This is a genomic window from Thermosynechococcus sp. PKX82 (assembly GCF_031583255.1).
Lineage (GTDB): Bacteria > Cyanobacteriota > Cyanobacteriia > Thermosynechococcales > Thermosynechococcaceae > Thermosynechococcus.
On sequence record NZ_CP134169.1, the window covers coordinates 659,572 to 681,139 of the forward strand.

Annotated in this window: 15 protein-coding genes and 1 pseudogene; 9 read left to right on the top strand and 7 right to left on the bottom strand. The window is 53.2% G+C overall.

All coding sequences use genetic code 11. From position 1 onward, the window contains the following. Nucleotides 1-17: 17 nt before the first annotated feature. The 5 genes from RHH53_RS03135 to RHH53_RS03155 all read left to right on the top strand — a co-directional run bounded on the left by RHH53_RS03135 (nt 18) and on the right by RHH53_RS03155 (nt 5,984). Complete coding sequence (locus tag RHH53_RS03135; RefSeq protein ID WP_206201021.1) at nt 18-224, top strand: translation initiation factor IF-2; 207 nt, start codon at nt 18-20, stop codon at nt 222-224. A gap of 21 nt (nt 225-245) precedes the next feature. After that, nucleotides 246-737, top strand: coding sequence for a photosystem II cytochrome c-550 (gene psbV / locus RHH53_RS03140; RefSeq protein ID WP_302676857.1), 492 nt, complete (start codon nt 246-248; stop codon nt 735-737). 29 nt (nt 738-766) lie between these two features. Next, complete coding sequence (gene psbV2 / locus RHH53_RS03145) at nt 767-1,294, top strand: photosystem II cytochrome PsbV2 (protein WP_206201023.1); 528 nt, start codon at nt 767-769, stop codon at nt 1,292-1,294. Nucleotides 1,295-1,393: 99 nt separating this feature from the next. Then, nucleotides 1,394-1,732 (top strand): cytochrome c6 PetJ, encoded by a 339-nt coding sequence (gene petJ / locus RHH53_RS03150; RefSeq protein ID WP_302676856.1) that lies wholly within the window; start codon nt 1,394-1,396, stop codon nt 1,730-1,732. A gap of 199 nt (nt 1,733-1,931) precedes the next feature. Further along, complete coding sequence (locus RHH53_RS03155; RefSeq protein WP_310744084.1) at nt 1,932-5,984, top strand: GAF domain-containing protein; 4,053 nt, start codon at nt 1,932-1,934, stop codon at nt 5,982-5,984. Here RHH53_RS03155 and RHH53_RS03160 read toward each other — a convergent pair. Genes RHH53_RS03160 through rpsF form a run of 3 tightly spaced genes read right to left on the bottom strand, consistent with a single transcriptional unit; the run spans nt 5,981 to nt 8,915 of the window. Beyond that, nucleotides 5,981-6,850: an S-methyl-5'-thioadenosine phosphorylase gene (locus tag RHH53_RS03160; RefSeq protein WP_302678819.1), complete on the bottom strand. Its 870-nt coding sequence runs from the start codon at nt 6,848-6,850 to the stop codon at nt 5,981-5,983. The genes RHH53_RS03155 and RHH53_RS03160 overlap by 4 nt on opposite strands. Before the next feature lie 60 nt (nt 6,851-6,910). Next, nucleotides 6,911-8,530, bottom strand: a complete 1,620-nt coding sequence (locus tag RHH53_RS03165; RefSeq protein WP_310438017.1) for an ABC transporter substrate-binding protein — start codon at nt 8,528-8,530, stop codon at nt 6,911-6,913. A 40-nt stretch (nt 8,531-8,570) separates the two neighbouring features. Then, nucleotides 8,571-8,915 (bottom strand): 30S ribosomal protein S6, encoded by a 345-nt coding sequence (gene rpsF / locus RHH53_RS03170; protein ID WP_206201028.1) that lies wholly within the window; start codon nt 8,913-8,915, stop codon nt 8,571-8,573. Between the two features lie 115 nt (nt 8,916-9,030). Between rpsF and RHH53_RS03175 the strand changes: the two genes are divergently transcribed. After that, nucleotides 9,031-9,840 (top strand): fumarylacetoacetate hydrolase family protein, encoded by an 810-nt coding sequence (locus tag RHH53_RS03175; RefSeq protein ID WP_206201029.1) that lies wholly within the window; start codon nt 9,031-9,033, stop codon nt 9,838-9,840. 102 nt (nt 9,841-9,942) lie between these two features. On the opposite strand, the pseudogene RHH53_RS03180 reads toward RHH53_RS03175, so the two are convergent. Beyond that, nucleotides 9,943-10,748 (bottom strand): annotated as a pseudogene (locus RHH53_RS03180) (IS630 family transposase). Nucleotides 10,749-10,896: 148 nt separating this feature from the next. Here RHH53_RS03180 and phoU point away from each other — a divergent pair. After that, nucleotides 10,897-11,535 (top strand): phosphate signaling complex protein PhoU, encoded by a 639-nt coding sequence (phoU, locus tag RHH53_RS03185; protein ID WP_206201030.1) that lies wholly within the window; start codon nt 10,897-10,899, stop codon nt 11,533-11,535. Between the two features lie 132 nt (nt 11,536-11,667). Next, nucleotides 11,668-13,545, top strand: coding sequence for a caspase family protein (locus tag RHH53_RS03190; RefSeq protein ID WP_310744085.1), 1,878 nt, complete (start codon nt 11,668-11,670; stop codon nt 13,543-13,545). Here the strand turns inward: RHH53_RS03190 and RHH53_RS03195 are convergent. Together RHH53_RS03195 and yqeK are read right to left on the bottom strand one after the other, a co-directional pair. Beyond that, nucleotides 13,542-14,387, bottom strand: coding sequence for an ABC transporter permease (locus tag RHH53_RS03195; RefSeq protein WP_302678821.1), 846 nt, complete (start codon nt 14,385-14,387; stop codon nt 13,542-13,544). The genes RHH53_RS03190 and RHH53_RS03195 overlap by 4 nt on opposite strands. Nucleotides 14,388-14,432: 45 nt before the next feature. Next, nucleotides 14,433-15,083, bottom strand: coding sequence for a bis(5'-nucleosyl)-tetraphosphatase (symmetrical) YqeK (gene yqeK / locus RHH53_RS03200; protein WP_149820967.1), 651 nt, complete (start codon nt 15,081-15,083; stop codon nt 14,433-14,435). Nucleotides 15,084-15,439: 356 nt separating this feature from the next. Between yqeK and RHH53_RS03205 the strand changes: the two genes are divergently transcribed. After that, entirely contained in the window at nt 15,440-17,011 is a 1,572-nt protein-coding gene (locus tag RHH53_RS03205; protein ID WP_310743371.1) for a serine/threonine-protein kinase, read from the top strand. A 37-nt stretch (nt 17,012-17,048) separates the two neighbouring features. On the opposite strand, the gene nrdJ is transcribed toward RHH53_RS03205, so the two are convergent. Then, entirely contained in the window at nt 17,049-21,413 is a 4,365-nt protein-coding gene (nrdJ, locus tag RHH53_RS03210; protein ID WP_310744086.1) for a ribonucleoside-triphosphate reductase, adenosylcobalamin-dependent, read from the bottom strand. Nucleotides 21,414-21,568: the final 155 nt, after the last annotated feature.

Below are 21,568 nucleotides of genomic sequence, written 5' to 3' on the forward strand. Positions count from 1 at the left end.
AAGCGGAGAGTAGCAGCATGGGATTTGTGGATATTGCGATCGCTGATTTGGCAGCGGACTACGGCGTCTCGGTCGAAACCGTCTGTGGGTTGTGCGATCGCTTGGGTATTCGCTATACCAGTCCGCAAACGCGCCTGCCCCTTGAAGATGCCAAAGCAATCATTTTGGCTTTGACGGACTCTGCTACACCGACCGATCAACGGGACACATCACCGCACTCGTAAGACCTGCTTATTGGGAGAACTATGTTAAGAAAATCCATTTGGCTTGCGGTCGCCCTTTGCCTCTGCCTCTGGCAACTGACCCTAGGTACAGCACTGGCCGCTGAACTGACCCCTGACGTCCTGACCGTTCCCCTCAACAGTGAAGGAAAAACCATTACCCTGACGGAAAAGCAATACTTTGAGGGTAAGCGTCTCTTCCAGTATGCTTGCGCCTCCTGCCATGTGGGGGGGATCACCAAAACCAACCCCAATTTGGATTTGCGCACTGAAACCCTGGCTTTGGCCACACCGCCACGGGATAACATCGAAAGCTTGGTGGACTATATGAAAAACCCCACCACCTACGATGGTGAGCAAGAAATTGCTGAGGTGCACCCCAGTCTGCGCAGTGCCGACATTTTTCCCAAAATGCGGAATTTGAACGAAAAAGATCTGGTGGCGATCGCCGGTCACATCCTCGTCGAACCCAAGATTCTTGGGGATAAATGGGGAGGCGGTAAAATTTACTACTAGTCACAACTCAAGAAGGATCTTCCCAACTCATGCACCAACCTCACTCTCGGCTTCGGCCTGTTGTCTGGCTCTGCAGTGGCCTACTGTTCTTGCTGCTGGGCTGGGCGATCGCCCCGGCAACGGCGCTGGCGGCCTCTGGGGTAGATAACTATGTGATCCAATACCTGAAGGTCACAGATACGGTGGAACTGCCCCTCAATGACGGCGGTGAGACCAAAACCTTTACAGCCGTGGACTTGACCCGTGGGAAACGGCTCTTTGAGGAAAACTGCAAAAACTGCCACGTTGGCGGCAGTACACTCCCCAATCCGTTGGTCTCCCTCTCCCTGAAGGATCTCAAGGGAGCCACCCCCCCACGGGATACAATTACCAGTCTGGTGGCCTTCCAGCGATCGCCGAGATCGTACGATGGCAGCGAAGAGAGTTATTCCTGCCGCCGCGTGAGTGAGGACTGGTTGACCACGGAACAGCTTGAGACCTTAGCTGCCTTTATTTTGCGAGCGGCAGCCGTGGCGCCCGGTTGGGGCGTAGAAAGCTTTCCGGACAGTGTCCCCTAGGTTGGGAACTTTGCTACACTGACCTTTGGTGAACCTTGCACCCCTTGATTTTTGGGGCTTTATCCATACCCTGACGCATTCCATGAAAGGAGAACTCCGTTGAAAAAGCTATTCATTTGTGTTTGCGCGATCGCGATCGCGCTGTTTGTCAGCCTCACCCCTGCGGCCTTTGCAGCAGATTTAGCCAATGGTGCCAAAGTCTTTAGCGGCAACTGTGCAGCCTGTCACATGGGGGGTGGCAATGTGGTGATGGCCAACAAAACCCTGAAAAAAGAAGCCCTTGAGCAATTTGGCATGTACTCCGAGGATGCCATTATCTACCAAGTGCAGCACGGCAAAAATGCCATGCCCGCTTTTGCTGGTCGTCTCACCGATGAACAAATTCAAGATGTGGCTGCCTACGTGCTCGATCAAGCCGCCAAGGGTTGGGCAGGCTAAGATTGCCACCGTCTGAAAAAACGATTGATGAAGGGTGTAGGCGTAGGTGCTACATCCTTTTTTTATTCTGTGACTGCCCTCCAAGTCCTGCAAAGATAGATGTTGTGTTCTGCATCCCCTAGGGAATCCTCTCTAGAACCAGTGCAATTCATATAATGATGAAAGACTTGCTCCTACAAAAAGGCGGTACACTTGGGCTATGCCTGCTGCCCCATTGCCAGCAAATGAACCGGAACGGCAACGTGCCCTTGAGCAGTATCGAGTCTTAGATACGCCTCCGGAACCGATCTTTGATGAAATTACGAATTTAGCGGCAGCCATTTGCGAAACCCCCATTGCTTTGATTAGTCTCATCGATCGCCAGCGGCAGTGGTTTAAGTCCAAGGTGGGGCTAGATGCCTGTGAAACCCCTAGGGATATTGCGTTTTGTGCCCATGTGATCCTTCAGCCAGAACTGGTGGTGGTACCGGATGCTCGGCTGGATCCCCGCTTTGCCGATAATCCCGTTGTTACAGGGCCGCCCTATATCCGCTTCTATGCGGGGATGCCCTTGATGACGCCCGATGGCTATGGCATTGGTACCCTCTGCGTAGTGGACTATAAGCCGCGTGAGCTAAACCCCGTTCAACAGCAAACCCTGCGCACCCTTGCTCGCCAAGTCATTAGTGAACTGGAAATCCGCCATCACTTAGAGGTTACCCAGCAACAACTGGCCTACATTCAGCAGATGAGCAGCCTCCAAGAGGCGGTCTTCAATAGTAGTAATCACGCCATCATTGCCACCCGTACCGATGGCATTATCACGCTGCTGAATCGAGCTGCTGAGGAATGGCTAGGATATTCTGCCTCAGAACTGGTGGGTAAAGCAACGCCAGAACGTTTCCATGATCCTCAAGAGGTGGAGCGCTATGCCCAGATCCTCAGTGCGCAATTGGGAGAACCCATTCCTGCGGGGTTTGAGACTCTCGTGGCTCGGGCGCGGCGGGGCTTGGCCGATGAGCAGGAGTGGACATTTGTACGGCGGGATGGCTCTCACTTCCCTGTGTCTCTGTCAGTCACCCCGATTCATGATAGCCAAGAGCAACTGATTGGCTTTTTGGAGTTAGCGGTTGATATTACCGACAAGAAGCAAATTGAGGCAGAGCTGCGACTGCGGGAGCGAGCGATCATTGCCAGTACTAATGGCATTGTGATTACCGACTACCGCCAACCCGATAATCCAATTATCTATGTGAACCCCGCCTTTGAGCGGATGACAGGATACCGAGCAGCGGAGGTGATTGGCAAAAATTGCCGCTTTTTGCAGGGGCGCGATCGCCATCAACCGGGGGCTGAAGCCATTCGTAATGCCATTAAAAAAGGCCAATCCTGCCGGGTGGTGCTGCGCAACTACCGCAAAAACGGCCAACCCTTCTGGAATGAACTGGCCATCTCGCCGATTTATAACGAGTTTGGCGAAATTACCCACTACATTGGCATTCAAAGTGATGTCACCAAACGGCAGCGGGCACAACTGTTTTTACAGCAGCAGGTGAAGCGCACGCTCCTGCTCAATCGCATTACTGAGGAAATTCGCCAGCAAATTGAACGGGAACACATCTGTCGTACAGCAGTGCAGCAGGTGGGAGCAACCCTCAATGTCAGTCGTTGCCTCTTATTTGTCTATCAGGAGAATGCCCCTTCGCCGATGGAATTGGTGGCAGAGTATTGTGCGCCGGGGGTGTCCTCCGTCAAGGAATGCCCTCTCGATTTGAGCCAGATGCGGGGAGCGTTTTTGGAATCGGTTTTTGCCTCTGATGAGGTGTTTAGCTGCGAGGATGTGGCAACAGACAGTCGTCTAACCTCACTTCATGAGTACTGCGAAGTCCTGAGTGTGAAATCTGCGGTGATTGTGCGCACGGCCTATCGCAATCAAGCGAATGGTTTACTCATTTTGCACCAGTGCGATCGCCAGCGGCGGTGGACGGAGGCGATTAAAAGTTTGCTCAAGAGTGTGGCGGCACAGGTGGGGATTGGCCTTGCCCAAGTACAACTTTTGGAACAGGAAACCCGCCAACGTCAGCAACTGCAACAGCAAATGCAGCGGGCATTACTCTTGAATCAAATTACTGAACAGATTCGCCAGAGCCTCGATACAGAGACAGTTTTTGAAACAACTGTCACTCAAATTGGTCGTGCCTTTGGGGTTAGTCGCTGTTTAATTCACCGCTACGAGCCGGGGCCACCACCGCGTATTCCTGATGTGGCCGAATATCTGCAACCGGGCTACGCATCCATGAAGGGGGTCAATGTGCCCGTGGAAAATAACCCCCACGCCCTCCAAGTCTTAGGTAGCGATGCCGCCGTTGTTTCCCACGATGTGACTCAAGAGCCCCTACTGGGCAGTGCCATTGAGCTGTGTCATCAATTTCAAATCAAGTCAATGCTGGCTATTCGCACCTCCTATAAAGGCGTACCCAATGGCGTTATTGGCCTGCATCAGTGCGATCGCCAGCGGCAGTGGACTCCCGATGAGATTGAACTTCTGGAAGCAGTGGCCGCGCAAGTGGGGATTGCGATCGCCCAAGCGGAACTCCTGCGCCATGAACAGCAGCAGCGCCAATTATTGGCTCAGCAAAACCAAGAACTCGAACAAGCCCGCCTGCAAGCAGAACTGGCCAACCGGGCCAAGAGTGAATTTTTGGCCACCATGAGCCATGAAATCCGCACCCCCATGAATGCGGTTTTGGGCTTTACGAATTTGCTCTTGGATACGCCCCTCAATGAGCAGCAACGGGACTTTTTGCAAACTCTGCACCAAGCCGGCGAGGCACTCCTAACAATTATTAACGACATTCTTGACTTCTCGAAAATTGAATCGGGCAAACTGGTGCTAGAGCAGCAGCCCTTTGATGTGCGTGAGTGCGTGGAGGATGTCCTGAGCCTATTGGCCAGCAAAGCCGAGGAGAAGGAGTTAGAGTTACTTTACACCTGTACCCCCGAAACCCCTGCCCAAGTTAAAGGGGACGTGACCCGGCTACGGCAGATCCTCGTTAACCTAGTGGGCAATGGCATTAAGTTTACCCACGAAGGCCAAGTCGTCGTCCATGTGAGCGCGGTCAAGCACGAGGGCAAGGATTTTCTCCAATTTCAAGTTCAGGATACGGGCATTGGCATTCCCAGCGATCGCTTGGATCGGCTCTTCAAGCCCTTTAGTCAAGTGGATGCCTCGACGACGCGCGAGTATGGCGGTACCGGCCTAGGCCTTGTGATCAGCAAACGCCTCTGTGAGTTGATGGGCGGCAATATGTCCGTTGAAAGTGTCGAGGGGCAGGGCACCACATTTACATTTACGATCCTCGCTGAAGGACAAAAACCCTATGTGCCGCCGACAATCCATGCTGCTTTGGCAGACAAGCGGGTTCTTGTAGTGGACGACAATGCCGCCAGCCGCGATAATCTCTGTACATTGCTGCAAAACTGGGGAATGGTTCCCGTCGGATATGGAGATCCGCAACTGGTGCTAGAAGCACCGCCCCAGTGGGATGTGGCAGTCATTGATTTGAATATGCCGCAAATGTCGGGGCTGCAGTTGGCAGAACGCTTGCAATCACAGGCCTCTTGCAACCAACAACCCATTGTCCTGCTCACTCCCCTGAGTTGGCTGGAAACCACCAGTCGCAAAGAGCTGATTACAACGCATATTCCCAAACCGATTCGCCCCCTCACCCTCCGGCAAACGCTGATTAGAGTACTCAGCAGTGAGTCAGCGACCCAACCAGCACTGACAAGAACCGGTATTGATCTGAACTTGGGTAGCCGTTTTCCCCTACGCATCTTGCTTGCCGAGGATAATGCTGTTAACCAAAAGGTGGCACTGCATATTCTCAAGCGGATGGGGTACCGCGCTGATGTGGCGGCCAATGGCCTCGAGGTGCTTGAAGCACTGCAACAGCGCCCCTACGATGTGGTGCTCATGGATGTGCAAATGCCGAAGATGGATGGCCTCGAGACCACCGAACGCATCTGTGCCCAATGGCCTCCCAGCCAGCGTCCTTGGATTATTGCTATGACGGCAAATGCCCTAGCTGGCGATCGCGAACGCTGCTTTGCGGCGGGGATGGATGACTACATCAGTAAACCGATTAAAATTGAAGCCCTTGCCGCGGCCCTCAACCGCTGTCGCTGCCTCAGTCCCAAGACCACCTATCCGCAACTGTGTGAGCAGATCAGCTTTGAGGGTGATCAGAATACAGCAGAGTCTATGACCTAGAGATACTTAGCCAAGAGCAGATGCAGTTTCTCCTTGGTGGCTGCGGGTACCTTGTCAAGGGGAGTGAGAATGGCATTCTTTAAGGCACGGTGGGCTTTAGAGGCTGGTGGATTGGCATGGAGGCGTTTGACGGTTTCACAGATAATCGCTTGGGCATTTTTGACATTGCGCTGTAAGTTGTCAATAATCATCTCCACTGTGACTGAGTCATGCTCGGGGTGCCAGCAGTCGTAATCGGTAACGAGCGCCAGCGTTGCATAGGCAATCTCCGCTTCACGAGCTAATTTGGCCTCTGGTAGGTTGGTCATACCAATCACCGTTCCGCCCCAAGAGCGGTAGAGATTCGACTCCGCAAGTGTCGAGAAGGCAGGCCCTTCCATACACACATAGGTACCTTGGCGGTGCAGGGTGACATCGGGCAGGTTGAGATCGGCGATCGCATCAGCAAGAACAGCAGCAAGGGCAGGACACACCGGATCGGCAAAGCCAATGTGCGCCACAATACCCTCACCAAAGAAGGTGGAAATGCGGTTACGGGTACGGTCAATAAACTGATCGGGCACCACTATATCAAGGGGTTTCACCTGTTCCTGTAGGGAACCCACCGCAGACGCAGAAAGCAGGTACTCGACCCCAAGGGATTTGAAGCCATAGATGTTGGCACGAAAGGGAATCTCCGTCGGCAGTAGATGGTGATCGCGGCCATGACGTGCCAAAAAGACGACTGGAACCCCAGCAATCTTGCCGCAAATAAAGGCATCGGAAGGATCACCAAAGGGCGTAGTCAGACGTACCTCTTCGACATCGGTGAGGGCCTCCATCTTGTAGAGACCACTACCGCCAATAATGCCAATTTTTGCAGTCATGGAGATTCCTAAAACACCAATCGGCAATAGCTTAGCACTAGTTGCCCCAATTTTGATGGTTTAGAGGCTACCGAGGGGGTTGAACTGGTAGTTGGAGCCTTTAGGGCCATTGGGTCCCGGTGCTGCTTGCACCAGAGGAACTCGATCAAAGGTACCACTGGCGGTTTGCCCCTGAATTTGTACCCCTTGGCGGAGCAGTTGTTGGGTGCTGGCGCGATCGCCCCCTTGAACCATCGCTTGGGCAAGGGCTTGAGTTGCATCGTAGGCGGTTGTGGTGCGCCAACTAATTTGCCCCCGCCACGCTTGTGCGGCCTGCTGCGCAAAGGGATCATTGGGGTTAGTACTCCAAGGCACTGCTAGAATCATGCCATTGATGGCACTATCCCCCTTGATCAGTAAATCAGGGCTGTAGAGTTGATCACTACCAAACAACTGCAGGGGGGTAGTTTGGGTTTGATTGGCAATAGCAAGGGCAACGGCATCATTCACCCGGGCGCGACTCATGGCCAAAATGACCACATTGGCTCCCGCTTGCTGTGCTGTGGTCATTGCTGTATTGGCATTAAAGCCGGGGGCGGCCACATCCATCTGTTGCACCACTTGCGCACCAAACCGAGGCAGAGCAGCGACTAATTTAGTTTTCAGTTCATCACTGTAGGGACTATCGCTGTTGTAGAGAACAGCCACTTTGGCATTAGGGACTTTTTTCGCAGCGGCTTGGGCGAGGGTATTGGCGGCATTGTCAAGGTAGGTATTGAGGAGTTGTTGCCCCTTTTCACTCAAAGATAGGGTTTGCACTTGAACCGTGCCGTTGTCTTGGGGGATGACATTCGTGGTCAGGGGAGAAAGGGCCGCAATCCCCGCTTGCTCATAAACCTGTAGAGCGGCACGACTATTGGCGTCGGTGCCATGACCTAGTACCCCTTGGATTGAACTGTTGATCAAATCTTCGGCCAAACTGGTCACACCATTGGGGCTGTTTTCATTGACAATGGCGACTTCAAGGGCACGACTGGGGCCACTGGCATTAAAGCGCTCTTGGTACTGAGCGACCCCCCGCAGAATTTCCTTGGCAGTATCGGGGCTAGTACCAATGGGAACAACGGTGGCCATCGTCATCGGGTTGCCGGCTTGGCGAGCACGGGCATTGTTAAGATAAATGCGCGCCTCTGGATCATTGGGATCGAGGGTGACGAGTTCTTGATACTTGGCGATCGCCTGTGCCCAATCTCCCTGATCAAAGGCAAGGGCGGCTTCTTGCTTCAGGGCTGCTCGCTGCGGATTGGGTTCACTGATCAGGATGCGCTCCCCTTGGCTAATATAGGCTGTGTTGCGGGCAGTGGTTTTGCTCACCAAGTGGTTGCCACTGGTTGTCCCTCCTATCGGCAGTGGCGTAGTGCCGTTGCGGTTGGCAATAAAGATTCGATAGCCAAGGAAACCAATACCACCCGCGAGTAATAGAACCACCCCAAGGGCAGCAGCAACTAGCGGTAGTTTCCACTTTCCAGCCCCAGCAGCACTATTACCACTGGCAGGATTCATGGCCTCACGGGGTAGTCCACAGATGTCACAGTCGGGGCCAAAGTTTTCATAGGGGGGGTGGGCACCGCTGGCATTGGGGTAGGATTTACCGTTTTTAGGTACGCCATCGCACTTCCAAGAACCGGGAGATGGTGCCATGATGCCCCCCTTTCAAGTGAATTTGGATCAGTGTACTGTCCTAAGCACGGGCAAGAACAGGATTGTCGTCTTCGGCGTCTTCGGTGTCGGCCTCTTCTTCAAGGACAATCGTCATGAAGCGGAGGATGTTTTCATTGAGGCGCATAGCGCGTTCTAGGGGGGCGATCGCCGTCCCAGCAGCGGTATAGGTCATCAGAATGTAGTAGCCCTCCCGCAGTTTCTTGATCGGGTAGGCAAACCGACGCTTGCCCCGATTTTGCACCTTAAGCTTTGTCGCACCCTGTTCTTCTAAAAAAGTGCGAAATTGGCTAATGGTTTGTTCCAGTTGTTCTTCGCCCACATCAGGACGAACAATATAGAGCGTTTCGTAGTTCCGTGTAATCATTGAGGTCAACTCCCTTTGGACAAATGGCCTTTTGACGGATGCAAAAAGCAAGGCTTTATAATTTTAGCACCGCAGTTTGCCATTCTTGGCAAGGAAAAAAGGGGACTAATTCACTATGGTGGAACGGTTTGTGCGGGTACAGACCACGGGGGGACAGATTCATTACGGCACACTGCAACTCAACCGCGAAGTGATGATTTGGGATGCGGCACCGTGGCTCCACGGCCAACCCACGAACCAAGTCCTCAGTCCCGATAGCTATCAACTCTTGGCTCCCTGCTCCCCCTCAAAAATTGTTGCTGTCGGACGCAACTATGTGAAGCACGCTGCCGAAATGGGCGATAGCGTGCCCCCTGAGCCATTAATTTTTCTAAAACCACCGACAACGGTTCAAGCCCCCGGCTGTCCCATTTGGTATCCGCCCCAAGTAAAGCGGGTGGACTATGAGGGGGAATTGGCGGTGGTCATTGGTCGTCGTACCCGTGCCTGCCCTGAAAATGAAGCTCTTGAGCATATTTGGGGTTACACGATCGCCAACGATGTCACGGCTCGGGATCTGCAGCAGCGGGAGCAGCAATGGACGCGGGCCAAGGGGTTTGACACCTTTTGCCCCCTAGGGCCTTGGATTGTGCGAGAGGTTCCTAGCGATGCGCGGTTGCAAACCTTTATTAATGAGGCCGCGCAACCCGTCCAATCAGCAACGATTGATCAAATGGTTTTCTCACCCGCCAAGTTGGTGAGTTTCATTAGCTATGTGATGACACTGCTGCCGGGGGATGTGGTATTGACGGGGACACCCGCAGGAATTGGTGCATTACAGGTGGGCGATCGCGTGCGCGTCGAAATTGAAGGCATTGGCAGCCTCCTGTCGGTAGTCACAACACCGGAGACCCCTTGGACACCCCCCTTAGGTCGCGCCTATTAGGAATATCCCTCTTTAATGACTTTAGGCGGATGAAAAGACACATTGTCGGCTCCATTGATGCACCAGTGGACAGATATAGCTATTCCAATAAGGAATGAGATATCATCCAGCACAATACTTGCGAATCACTTCATCAATCGAACTGTTTGACCCTGCATACATCCGCGATCGCTTCAACGCACTGAAGTCGTGCTCAATCACATTCAAATCAGGAGAGTATTTCGGTAAAAATAACACCTCGTGACCCGCCGCTTTCACCACTGCCTGAATCACCCCTTTTGGATGAATCGGTGCATTATCCATCATCAACAACGACGGTCTCTTTAACGTCGGCAAACAGTACTGACTCAGCCAACTCACAAACCCTACCGCATTCAAGTATCCGCAAAACAGCATTGGGGCGATGAAGTCTTTCTGGTGTCTATACCGTCCTGCGACTCAACTCTCTCTTTTCTGACGCTTCCCCGCTCGCTCTCCATCAATTCGTTGGCCTCGCGCTGACCACCCATACTCACACTCCACCCGAGAGTCAAACCCCCTCTCATCGATAGACACCACCGTTTCCTCCCCATGGCTCTCTACCCATGTGTCGAGCTGCTGTTGGTACGCTTGCCGCTCTTCTTCACACCGTTCTTGGTAACGCATCTGTTTTTTTTTCGGGTGATGCCCATCTGGGCGAGGGCATAGCTAATGGTGGAAACTTGGACGCCAAATCGCTGGGCACGGTCGATTAAACGGTCATCGGGATGGGCAGCAACATCGGCTGCTAAGGCCGCCCAATCCAGCTTCCAAGGACGACGGGGGACAACCGTGGGCGCTAAGTTCTCTCGCTTCAGCCAGCGATGGATGGTGGCGCAACTGACCTAGAAGATTTGAGTTGCTTCACTAATTTTGCCACCTTGCTTGATGTAGGAGACAACCCGCTCTCGTCAGTCCAAGCTATAGCTCATATTCTTGAGTGATATTCATGATGCTTTGAGTATAGCCTATGCCTCTTGAAAATATCTCACTCCCTTTCGAAATAGCTATAATGTTACAAAGAGCTGGTCTGAGGCCGTGGCCACCCATTTTGAACGGCAATTACAACGTCTGCGCAGTGACTTGCTGCGACTGGGGACACTGGTGGAAAGTGCCTGTCAGTTGGCCTATGGTGTCTTGATTGAGCGACATCTCCTCAGTGTCGAGCAGTTGATCCAAAGGGAGCGGGACATTGACCGCAGCGCCCAGGAACTCAATCGTGAGGCGATCGCCCTGCTGACATTGCAAGCTCCTGTGGCCGAGGATCTCCGATTTTTGGTCATGCTCTCGCACCTCTGCCGCGATCTAGAGCGGATCGGCGATTATGCCCTTGAAATTGGCCGTGCGGGTCAAACGCTGCTGCGCTATCCACCCCCACCCTACCTTGAGGACATCCGCTTGATGTTCCAGCGATCGCAACTGTTACTATCGGAAGCCCTATCCGCCATTGCCAATTTGGATCCTGAGGTGGGGCTAGCCCTTGCCAATTGCGATGATGCCGTCGATGCCGACTATCAACGTCTTTATGAGCGACTCTGCACCCCTTTGGATCCGCAAGAACCAGTGGAATTGCGCTTAATCCTCCTGCTGCTGATTCGCAACCTAGAGCGCATTGGTGATCATGCGGTAACCATTGGCCAGCGCGTCTGCTTCATTGTGCGGGGGGAAGACCCCTAGGAAAAATTGACGTTTTATGCTCGCTGTGCGCTGAATTGCGTCCACAACCTTTGAGAATAGAACTAGTCCTAATTCATAAGTGTTGTCGTGCCTGTGCTCGAATCTGAGGATGGGCCTGTTGGGAGGTAAGGCATGAGGTTAAGCCGTCGTTCTTTTTTGTACGGTGCTGCGGCACTGACACTGATGCCGTGGGTTTGGCAAACGGCAGGCGGCTCCTTGGCAGACTCTCTTCGTCCGTGGCGAGCACTCCTGATTGGCATTAACCACTATCCCCAGTTAGTGGGTGTGCCCCCTTTAGGCGGTTGTCTAACGGATGTTGAGCTAGTGAAAAACCTATTGCTAGATGGCTGGGGGCTAGCGGACAGTGACATTACGCTACTGACGGAACAGGCGGCAACCCTCGATGCGGTTCAAGAAACCCTAGGGGTGCTGGAGCACGCGGGTCAGCCCCTGTTAGTTTACTTTAGTGGCTACGGCACGCTTTGGCAGCAACAACCAGCACTGGTTTTCGCCGATGCCACAGCAGCAGGTGAGGGCATCTTACCGCTTGCTGAATTACTGCGTACCAAAGGGGTACAGGTATGGCTCGACACCCGCTTTAGCCCGCCACCCATTGAGGGGGAGATGTTGCGCTGGCGATTTGTGCCGTTGCAGCCTGTAGAGACCCGTGGCGCAGGCCGAGTTCCCAAGGATCATCTGCTTTGGGCCGATTTGGGGGTAGAAACGCACCTGAATGGCGTTCCTGTGGGACTCTTTACTGCTAGTTTGAGCCATTATCTAGCGGCTTTGGGGGGCGATCGCCCTTTGGCGACGAGCCTGATGTACACCGCCGATGAACTGCGCTGGCAAACCGGGGCAGAAATTCATCTCGTCAGCGATAGCTTGCCGGGGAATGTCCCCCTATCCCACGGCTTTGACGGTGTGGTGCAAAGTACCGGTCACGACCGCGCCCTTCAGGTTTGGTGTGGCGGCCTCAGTCCTTGGCTATTAGCCCATTGTCATCCCCACAGTCGTTGGAGCACTGCTGACGGTGCCACGGTCGTTGACATGGTTAGTTTTAATGGCATCATGGCTCAGGGGGTAAGTGGTCAGCCCCTGCAAGTGGGCGATCGCCTCTATGAGCAACAACGGCGCCTAGGGAAAAATCTGCAGGTACAAGTGGCACTAGACCCCAAGCTGAGCAAAATTGAGCGCGTAGATGCCATCAATGCCCTGACCAACGAAGAGAACGTTGCTGTGCTCAACGGCAGTGAGTCGCTGCCAGATGTGGTTCTCACCAGAAGTGCCACAGGGGGTAGCTATGGATTGGAATGGCCGGTGGGAACATTGCTTCAACACAGTTGTAGTGGTACCAATGAAGCTGCTAAAGCCGGCATCCGCCGCTTGAACCCCCTGCTGAATGCCCTGCTAGCTCAAAAATGGCTGACACTGACCTTGAACCCCACCTCTAGTCAGGTGGCCGTGTGTACAACCCTTGAGCAACTATCGCCAATGGCAAAACTCTTAAGCCGCCAATCCCCACCCCGCAGCCCCAATCCCCTGCCAGATGTCCTGAGCACCAAGCTGCCAGCCACGAACTTAGACACGCCCCTCACCTTGGCCAAGGGGGATACTTGCCGCTGGAGCCTCTACAACTATGGCGATCGCCCCCTCAACATTGTCGCCTTTGCATGGGATAGCAGTCAGGGCATTCTCCTCCTGCCGCTGCAAACACAGTCGTGGCAGTTGGCGGTTGCGCCGGGCTTGAATATTCCCCTTTATACGTGGACGCTGAATCGCCCTTGCCAATGGCTGAAGGTTTTTATCATCAGCAGCCACCGCCCCCTGACTCGTTTTAGTCAACTGAGTAGCCACCCTAGCCATTCAGAGCCATTGCTAATTTCTGGTGAGGATAGTCTTGCCTTGGTTCTCGGTCTGCTAGGGGATCTCAGCAGTGAACCGGAAGGGAATGAGTTTTGCTTGGATGTGCGGGAGTGGTGTACCCAAGGCTTCACGCTGCGGGTGGTCTAGGCCAAGCGCCGCCGCAACAGGGGTTGAATGAGTAGGCTCATCCCCACGGCAACCGCCAAAAGAATCAGCAGCGCTGCTCCCAAGCTTAGGGATCCCCAAGGCGCCACCATGACCACATCACTAAACTGCCAGTCAGGATGTAAATAGACATAGCGAATCGGTTCAATCGCCAAACTGAGGGGGTTGAGGCTGGCAATCCACTGCAACCAGCGCGGCATAAACGACAGGGGCACCAAGGCAGTACTGGCAAAGAGTAACGGCAGGTTGATCACAAAAATCACCGCCAACAGTTCAATGTGACCGGGCAAGGCAAAGGTGAGTCCCAGACTCAAGGCTGTCACACCAAACACCAAGATTAGTACGGTGGCCAAGACAACTCCAATGCCCGCTAAATTCGGTAGCCCCGTTCCTAGCAGCACCCCTAGGCTGGCGATCGCCACCACCTGAATCAAACTCAGGGTTGTGATGAACAAAGCCGAGGCCAACACAATTGAAAACCGCGAAGCCAATGGCGCCACCAACAGCCGATTCAAAAAGCCAAACTCACGGTCAAACATCACCGGCAGCCCCGCATTGAGGGCACCACTAAAGGCGGTAAACACAATAATGCCGGCGCAGAGAAACTGGCCATAGTTGGAACTCTCGCCAAACAACCCCTGCGGCACATTCTGGAAGAGAGCCCCAAAGAGGATCAGCCAAATCAAGGGTTGTACCACCCCCGCCACCAGTGTTGAAGGGCGCCGTTGCAGTTGGATAAATAGGCGACGGGTCAAAGCGAGCGTTTCCTGAATGAATTCACCTGAGAAAATACCGGGAACAGCCCTTGCTGAAGCGGTGGTCATAACGCAACTCCCAGATCAAACCTGTTTTCTAGGGTAGCAAGGCCTCTAAACCTTGGCGGCGCCTTTCTTTTCGCTCTTTTTCGGTTTTGCTGGTGCCACCTGCATTGCCCAGTTGCGGGTGAGGATCATGCGGGGGTGAATTAAGCGGTGCTGGTCAACCAACCACAACAGCGTGCGATCGCACACCCGCCACACTGCCTCCTGTAAATTTTGGTGAGCCACCTTGCGCAATTCCTCTAGCTCCACTGTCTGGCCTCGCCCCGGCTCCAAGCTATCCGCGAGAAACACAACACAACTCAAGGCATCCATTCCCGGTTGACCCAAGGTATGGTTGGCGACGGCTGCTAAGACCTGTTCATCGGTAATGCCAAATTGCTGTCGCGCCACAAGGGCACTCACATCCGCGTGAAGCAGGTGGGGATCCGCCTCATCCACCTCCGTAATTGGCAGCCCCGCCTCCCGTGCCATGCTCAATAGCCGCTCCGGCGGAAAGTACTTTGCCAAATCGTGTAATAACCCCGCCCACGCCGCCCGATCCACATCCAAGCCATGGTGGAGAGCCAGCTCCGCCGCCATTGTTTCTACCCGCAGGATATGTTGGAGTCGGGGTGCCGGCACATTCTCCGTCAACCACGCCAAAACCTGCTGGCGATCGCACAGCGAATCTTTAGCATCAGTTGTCACAAGCGGGGTCATAGCCAAAGCCACAGCAGGGATGATGAAGTGCTACCCTTGTATCATACCGAAGGCTCTTTTCACAAGGTTGGGAAACTCTTGAAACCGTCAAAGCAACTGTAGAGCAGGATAAACTTTCTCCTTATGCATCCCATATTTTTTTAAGAAAAGGCTGTAAGCGTTTTGTCCAACTTCCGTAATTTCACGGATAGGGTAAGGCAAAGAAAAAAGAGTATCGTAAAAGTACGGAGTCGTCCTGTGGAAGCTATTGAATCATACTAGCGGTGGGGGCACATTCCTGTGAGCTGTGACTTGAAAACAGGTCACCCTATCACCCTTCCCCCTGTTGAACGTGCTGTTCATCCCCTTGGCTGCTTATGAGTTACTGCCTAAACCCAAACTGTGTCAAGCCAGAAAACCCCGATGATGTAGAGGTTTGCCAATCCTGTGGCAGCAAATTGTTGCTCAACGATCAATACAAAGCCATTAAAGTGCTGGGGCGAGGGGGGTTTGGCACGACCTTCTTGGCGATTGATACAAAGTTGCCCGGCAATCCCAGTTGTGTGATTAAACAATTACGGCCAGCCGCCACCGCCCCCCATATCTTGGCTATGGCGCGGGAACTCTTTTTGCGGGAAGCGACCACCCTCGGCAAAGTTGGCAATCACCCCCAACTGCCGCGTCTGCTTGGCTACTTTGAAAATGAAAATGAGTTCTATCTCATCCAAGAATATGTGGGTGGCCTCACCCTGCAACAGGAGGTCAAACGCTTTGGCCCCAAAAGTGAAGAAGAGGTGAAGCAGGTTTTGCAGGAAGTGCTGCCCATCCTTGATTACCTACACAAAAATGGTGTGATCCACCGTGACATTAAGCCTGCCAACTTGATCCGCCGTGATATTGACAACAAGCTAGTGCTCATTGACTTTGGTGCAGTCAAAGACAAAGTCACCCAGGCGATGGTGGAAAATGCCCCAGAGCTATCCACATTTACCAGCTTTGCCGTGGGAACGCCCATGTATGCGCCGCCGGAGCAAATGGCCATGCGTCCCATCTATGCCAGCGATATTTACGCTCTGGGTGTCACCTGTGTTTATCTCCTCACTGGTAAATCACCCAAAGAGATTGAGCGAGATCCGCACACGGGGGAATGGCATTGGAAGCGGTACGTCAAAAATATCTCCCCTGAGTTTGCCGCTCTCCTCGACAAAATGCTGGAGGATAGCGTTAAAAACCGTTACCAAAGCGCGATCGATGTCCTAGCCGATCTCCAGCTCCTTGATTGCCAAGAAACACCTGCGCTGGCTGCCCCTACCGTTACAGCAGAGGATGATGACCTCAGTAATGCCCTTGCAGCCCCTCCCAGCCAAGGCCGACCCCGTGGATCAGCTCAGTCCTCTAGTTATGCCTCCTCTGTGCGTCAAAATGCTGCAGCAGCTCGGTTGCGCCAATCGCGGATGACAGGATCTCCATGGGGTGGGCCGCCAGTTGTGGGGGTAGGCTCGGGTCAGCATCTGCGCCCCAAAGTCACCGTACGGATGACGGCTGCCCAAGTGCTAACGGCCTATAAGCGGGGAGAACGGGATTTTGTGGATGTCGATCTCTCCAATGTGGTATTGCGCAATGCCGATCTCTCCGGTGCCAATTTTGCCAATGCCAATTTTACCAATGCTGATTTGAAGGGTTGTATCCTCACCAATGTGGTCTTGCGGGAAGCCAATCTTCAGGGGGCCAACCTGAGTGATGCCAATCTCTGCGGTGCCTATCTGGTGCAAGCCAACTTTGAGCGGGCAAATTTGAAGGGAGCAAAATTGCAGGATGCCTCGATCTCAGGAGCCAACTTTACCGGTGCCGATATTTCTGGGGCAGACTTCAGTATGGTCTCTGGAATGGTTCAAGGCCAACTCGATCGCGCCAAAAAGAATTGGTTTACAAAGTTGCCTAAATACTAAACCCGAACTCAATCAGGGGGGCATCCCCCCAGCTGTCCTAGGATGTGAGACACTTGTCGGAGTCACAGCCGGCAGGCCCTGCTTCCATCACGGGCTGGGTATAGCGGGAAAGGGCTGCATGGAAATCATGGATCCGCTTGCGCCGAGCAACCGCAGCGACTTCTTGCTCGTACCGTTCTTTGCTAATGGGCTCAAAGGGCAGACGCGGGAATGTTTCATGGGCATCAAAGCGTGCCAAGAGCGCCGCAGAGATATACCCTTGATCCTGCTGAATCGCCGTGTAAATTGCCGTGGCAAGGGGTTCGACTTCAGGTTCCCGTAGCTCAATGGTGGCACTGGTGTTGTGGGTGGTGTAGTGCTGCTGCACCTGCATATAGAAGTCAAACTGCGCCAAGGCCGAAAACTGGCTAATATCAATCGTGTCTGCCCCCGGCAGATCTGCCCAAGAGACGGCAACGGGAATTTCCACTAGCCACTCGGTACACCGTGGATCAAAGGGATCATCAAGAAGTTTCCCTGTCTCATCCTTATCGGACTGGGAGGGAATGATATTGTAGCCAAAGTCATAGCAGGCCATGGCCACGGGGTCGCCCTTGCGGAAGGTAATCCGTCGAATAAAGCGTTGGGCTTTGGGGGGATGCCAGCCGGGAGAGGCACCCGTCAACAGGGATTTGGTACCGGAGGGTTGGACGGTGGTACAGCGATTGGGGCGCTTGAGGCCGTGGCGATCGCAATACTCCCAGACGGTCTCATGGACAATTTGCCGCCAGTGTTGTAGGAAGGCTGCCTCTTGGGCTTTGAATTCGCGCCCTTGGGGGGTATCCGGTCGTCCTGCGGCCCACCATTCCAGCCAAGGCACACCAAAGGCATGAACACAGAAGTCAAATAGCCCCGTAAAACTGACGCCAACAATGGGATCAATCGCGCGGGAGTATTGATAGCGATCGACAACAAAGCGATGGTTCAACAGCGCTGCCACTGAGACCGCACCAGCCTTGAAGGCTTTTTCCTGTGTGATCGTATCCGCTGGATCAATTTGATTCAGGTGGATTTCCGCAAGGTTGCAGTGGAAATCAGCACCAATAATTTCACCGCAATTGTGAGCAACAAAGCCATTGGCATCAAAGCAATTCGGGCCGGGCACGGTACAGTCATACACTGGCTCAATGCCATCGGGAGTAATTGACTCAACGACAACTGTAAAGCGTTCGGGAGGTAAGGAGTCATTATGGGCGATCGCCCCCAATTCCAGAACCCGAGCCAGCGTTGTGAGATTATCCCCTTGGATAACTAGGGATGATTCTGCAACCACCGAAACGATTCCCAAACGCAGTAGCATGCGCTGAATAAGTGAGGCTAGTTGTCGATCCCCCAGTGTGACATGCAGCCGTGGTATTGATGTTAACTGAGTCGTAACGAAAATCTCTCGGAGGAACCCGCAGTAGAATGCATAGCTGCCTTCTTCGATCGTGATTAGGCGAAAGTTCTTTTCTAAGCTATGGGGGAGTACAGCTATCCAGTCGTTTTGGCGGTGTTCAATCCCTGTGAAACAGCCTGCTGCTTGGGTTTGCACAGCAGCGCTTCCTATGGCAACTTGATAAAGGGCTTGAGCGGCGTAACGGCCTTCTTCCCAAGTTCCCTTACCACCCCAAGGGGTTAGATCACGGTGATTGTGCAAAAGAAGGCGATCGCCCGCGTGCAATTGACCTGCTTCTACCCATTCCGTGTATTGTCTTTTCGGGGTTTGGGCGGTCACTTTCAGCAAACGATGGTTCGCGGTGAGCCGTAGGGTATAGCCTTCACGGGTGGTAAGTTTGAGAACTGGCTGGATACCACTCAGGAAAAAGCCAGCGGCGGTGGTACTAAACAATTCGCCATTGACATAGGTGCCGTGCTGTTGGCCGATCAAATCTTTGACTTGGCGCGGCCCTACTTCTGTGAGTACCCACGTATCGCTTGTAACACAGGGATTGAGGCCATAACGACCCAAGCGGTGAGCCAGCTCCCGCTGATCGATAGTGGGCAACAGTTGCCGCAAAAACGCCTCCCCCTGTTGATTTTCATAGGCACGGAGGAAGGCCTGCTTGAGATCCGCTGTAGTCAAAAGATCGGCATTGGCGCGGGCGATCGCCTCCCCGGCCCATTGAATGGCACCTTCTCCTGAATAGAACTGACTGCGCACGGCATTGATACATTCTTCGAGGCTGGGCTTGGTGTGAAAGACACGGGTGTGGTTGGCCATCCGCAGCGCATCCCGCTTCGGATCAATTCGCCAATTGCCTTGCTCATCCTGTTGCCAGAGATTTTGTTTAGCTTGGGCAAAAGCCTCATCCTCACTTGCCCCCTGACGCATACCAGCGCTGTTGTGCATCAGATAACCATCACAGTAAAAACAGTGGGCATCTTCGACCTCAATATCATAGGTCTGAACATAGTCATAGCTGCCTAGTTCCTTTACTGTTACGGGAATATCAAGACTAACTTCAGCTTCAGCAATATACCTCTTGTAATTGGTATCCACGCTTCGGGAACCTTCAAAACCCATTTCCTGCATTTGGCTATAGGTATAGGTTTCCCGCATCATAGTTGCAGGAATTGTAAAGCCATCGGCTTCCTGTCCTTGATGAATTTGGCCTTTCAAGGAATACGGTGCAATGAGACTGTTGTAGCGAGCCTTAAAAGCCGGTAGTTTAAGGTGATATTTGAGTTGCCAATGCTCTTTTTGGGGGAGTGTGACACCGATTCGAGTAGCAATTCCCAAACTAGATAAAAGAGCGCTAACTTGACGAGCAAATTTAGGATATACAGTCGTTAATAGGTAAGGTGGCCGCCCACAGACAGAACCGTCACTATCCACTAGACCTGCTAAGTAAGCGCAACGCACCTCAACCGTTCCCTGCAAGATAAAGCTAGGGACTTCTAACGGTTGTTTAGGTTGCTTAATATAGCGGTGAAAGTATTCTGCAAGATGAATAGAGGTTACTCGCGATCGCAAGGTATTCTCACCTTCAACACACTCTTGTCTGGCTTGTACACCGAAGAGAGTAAGAGCACAGTTGATTTTAGTATGAATCTGCTGAGCAAGCTTGGAATCTAAACTGTTGTAAACCCAACAAATGCTACCAAAGGGTTTGTTGTACTTGTTGCGTCCCAAGCTAACATAACCATCCCCGTGGGTAAAGCCAATTAACCAAGCAACATCAGCCGTCAGTTCTGGAATAGTGATTGCTTGAGAAGTATGACTACCGCGTGGTCGAGAATCAGTCAAGTCTGATGGCAAATGAGTAACTGTGCCGGGTAAAACTTGAGTATTGTGAAGCAGGCGATCGCCCGGGTTTAAGGCATTGACAAATTTCCAGTGAATTCCCCCTGAAACATCCGCAAGAGTTGCAATCCGATGGTTTAGGGTAGCTCGCAGCAAAGGACCATTGGTTATTACTTCATAAGCCTCTTGGTAGCCTTGGTCAAATTTCTGGGTTACTTGCCGAAACCCTAAGGGCGTTTGCACCCAGTCCCCCACTTGGATGTCTTTGATCGGGATCAGTCCCTTGCTTGTGTGTACCAAAGCATCCTCAGGCAAACAACGCCTCACATTGCCAGCAACAACCACAACGGCTGCCTCATCAATCAGCAGACAACACTCCACAGAGGTCAACTGGCGACCCACCGCCGCATTCAACAGTGCCGCGCAGCGATGGTAGAGGTCTGGCAGCTTTACTGGATTGGCAACTCCCCCAAACCCCTTGAGCCGCTCACCGGTGGGACGCACATCACTAATGTCAATCGTCACCTGAACTAAACCACCGAGTTGAGGGTTGCTGGCGAGTTCAAGCAGCGTTTGGTAGGACTTCACCCACCCTTGGCGGCTATCCCCCACTTTGATGTGACAGGTCTGCCCCGTGAGTATTACAGTTGTTTGCTCTTGACGCGCTTCCTTGGGGGTTTGACCAATTTGACCAATGACAGTCACCTCAAGGCGATTGCAAATCGGCGGCAACTGGGAGATGTATTTCTGCTCTAAGATCGCCCCTGTGCCACAGCCCTGCATGGCCAGATCCATCATCAGGCCAAAGGAATCCCAATCTACGACATTGGTGCTGGTGCAGTTGTAGGCACCGGAAAAGTTCTCGGGCTGGCGCACCCAATCCGTTCCTCCGACCCACAGCCAGCGCCCAGAGGGCAACGCCTTTAGCGCCTGCTGCATTTCCCGAAGAAGGGCAACTTCTGCTGCGGTGAGGTGCCCCACTTCCTGTAGTCCTTGCAGGGTGCGATCGCACACCTGTTGCCAACTCTCCCGCTCACCCGCTTCATTTTGGCGGCTGTAGGTGCGGTAAAACACGGGATAGGCGGTGGGAGCCGTAGCGGGGAAGCTAGTTTGAGGACGGGGAGGATTTTGCACCATAGGGGCAGGACTCAATGGCGAAATACTAGGTGTAGTGTACCGAAGCAATCCTTGGGGGTCAATAAGCACTAATTCTAGAGCGACCCGTAACTCCCCTGCCACAGCGAGAGGGAGATGCTAAGATAGCAGGAAGTTTTTGCTTTGAGTCCAGAGTC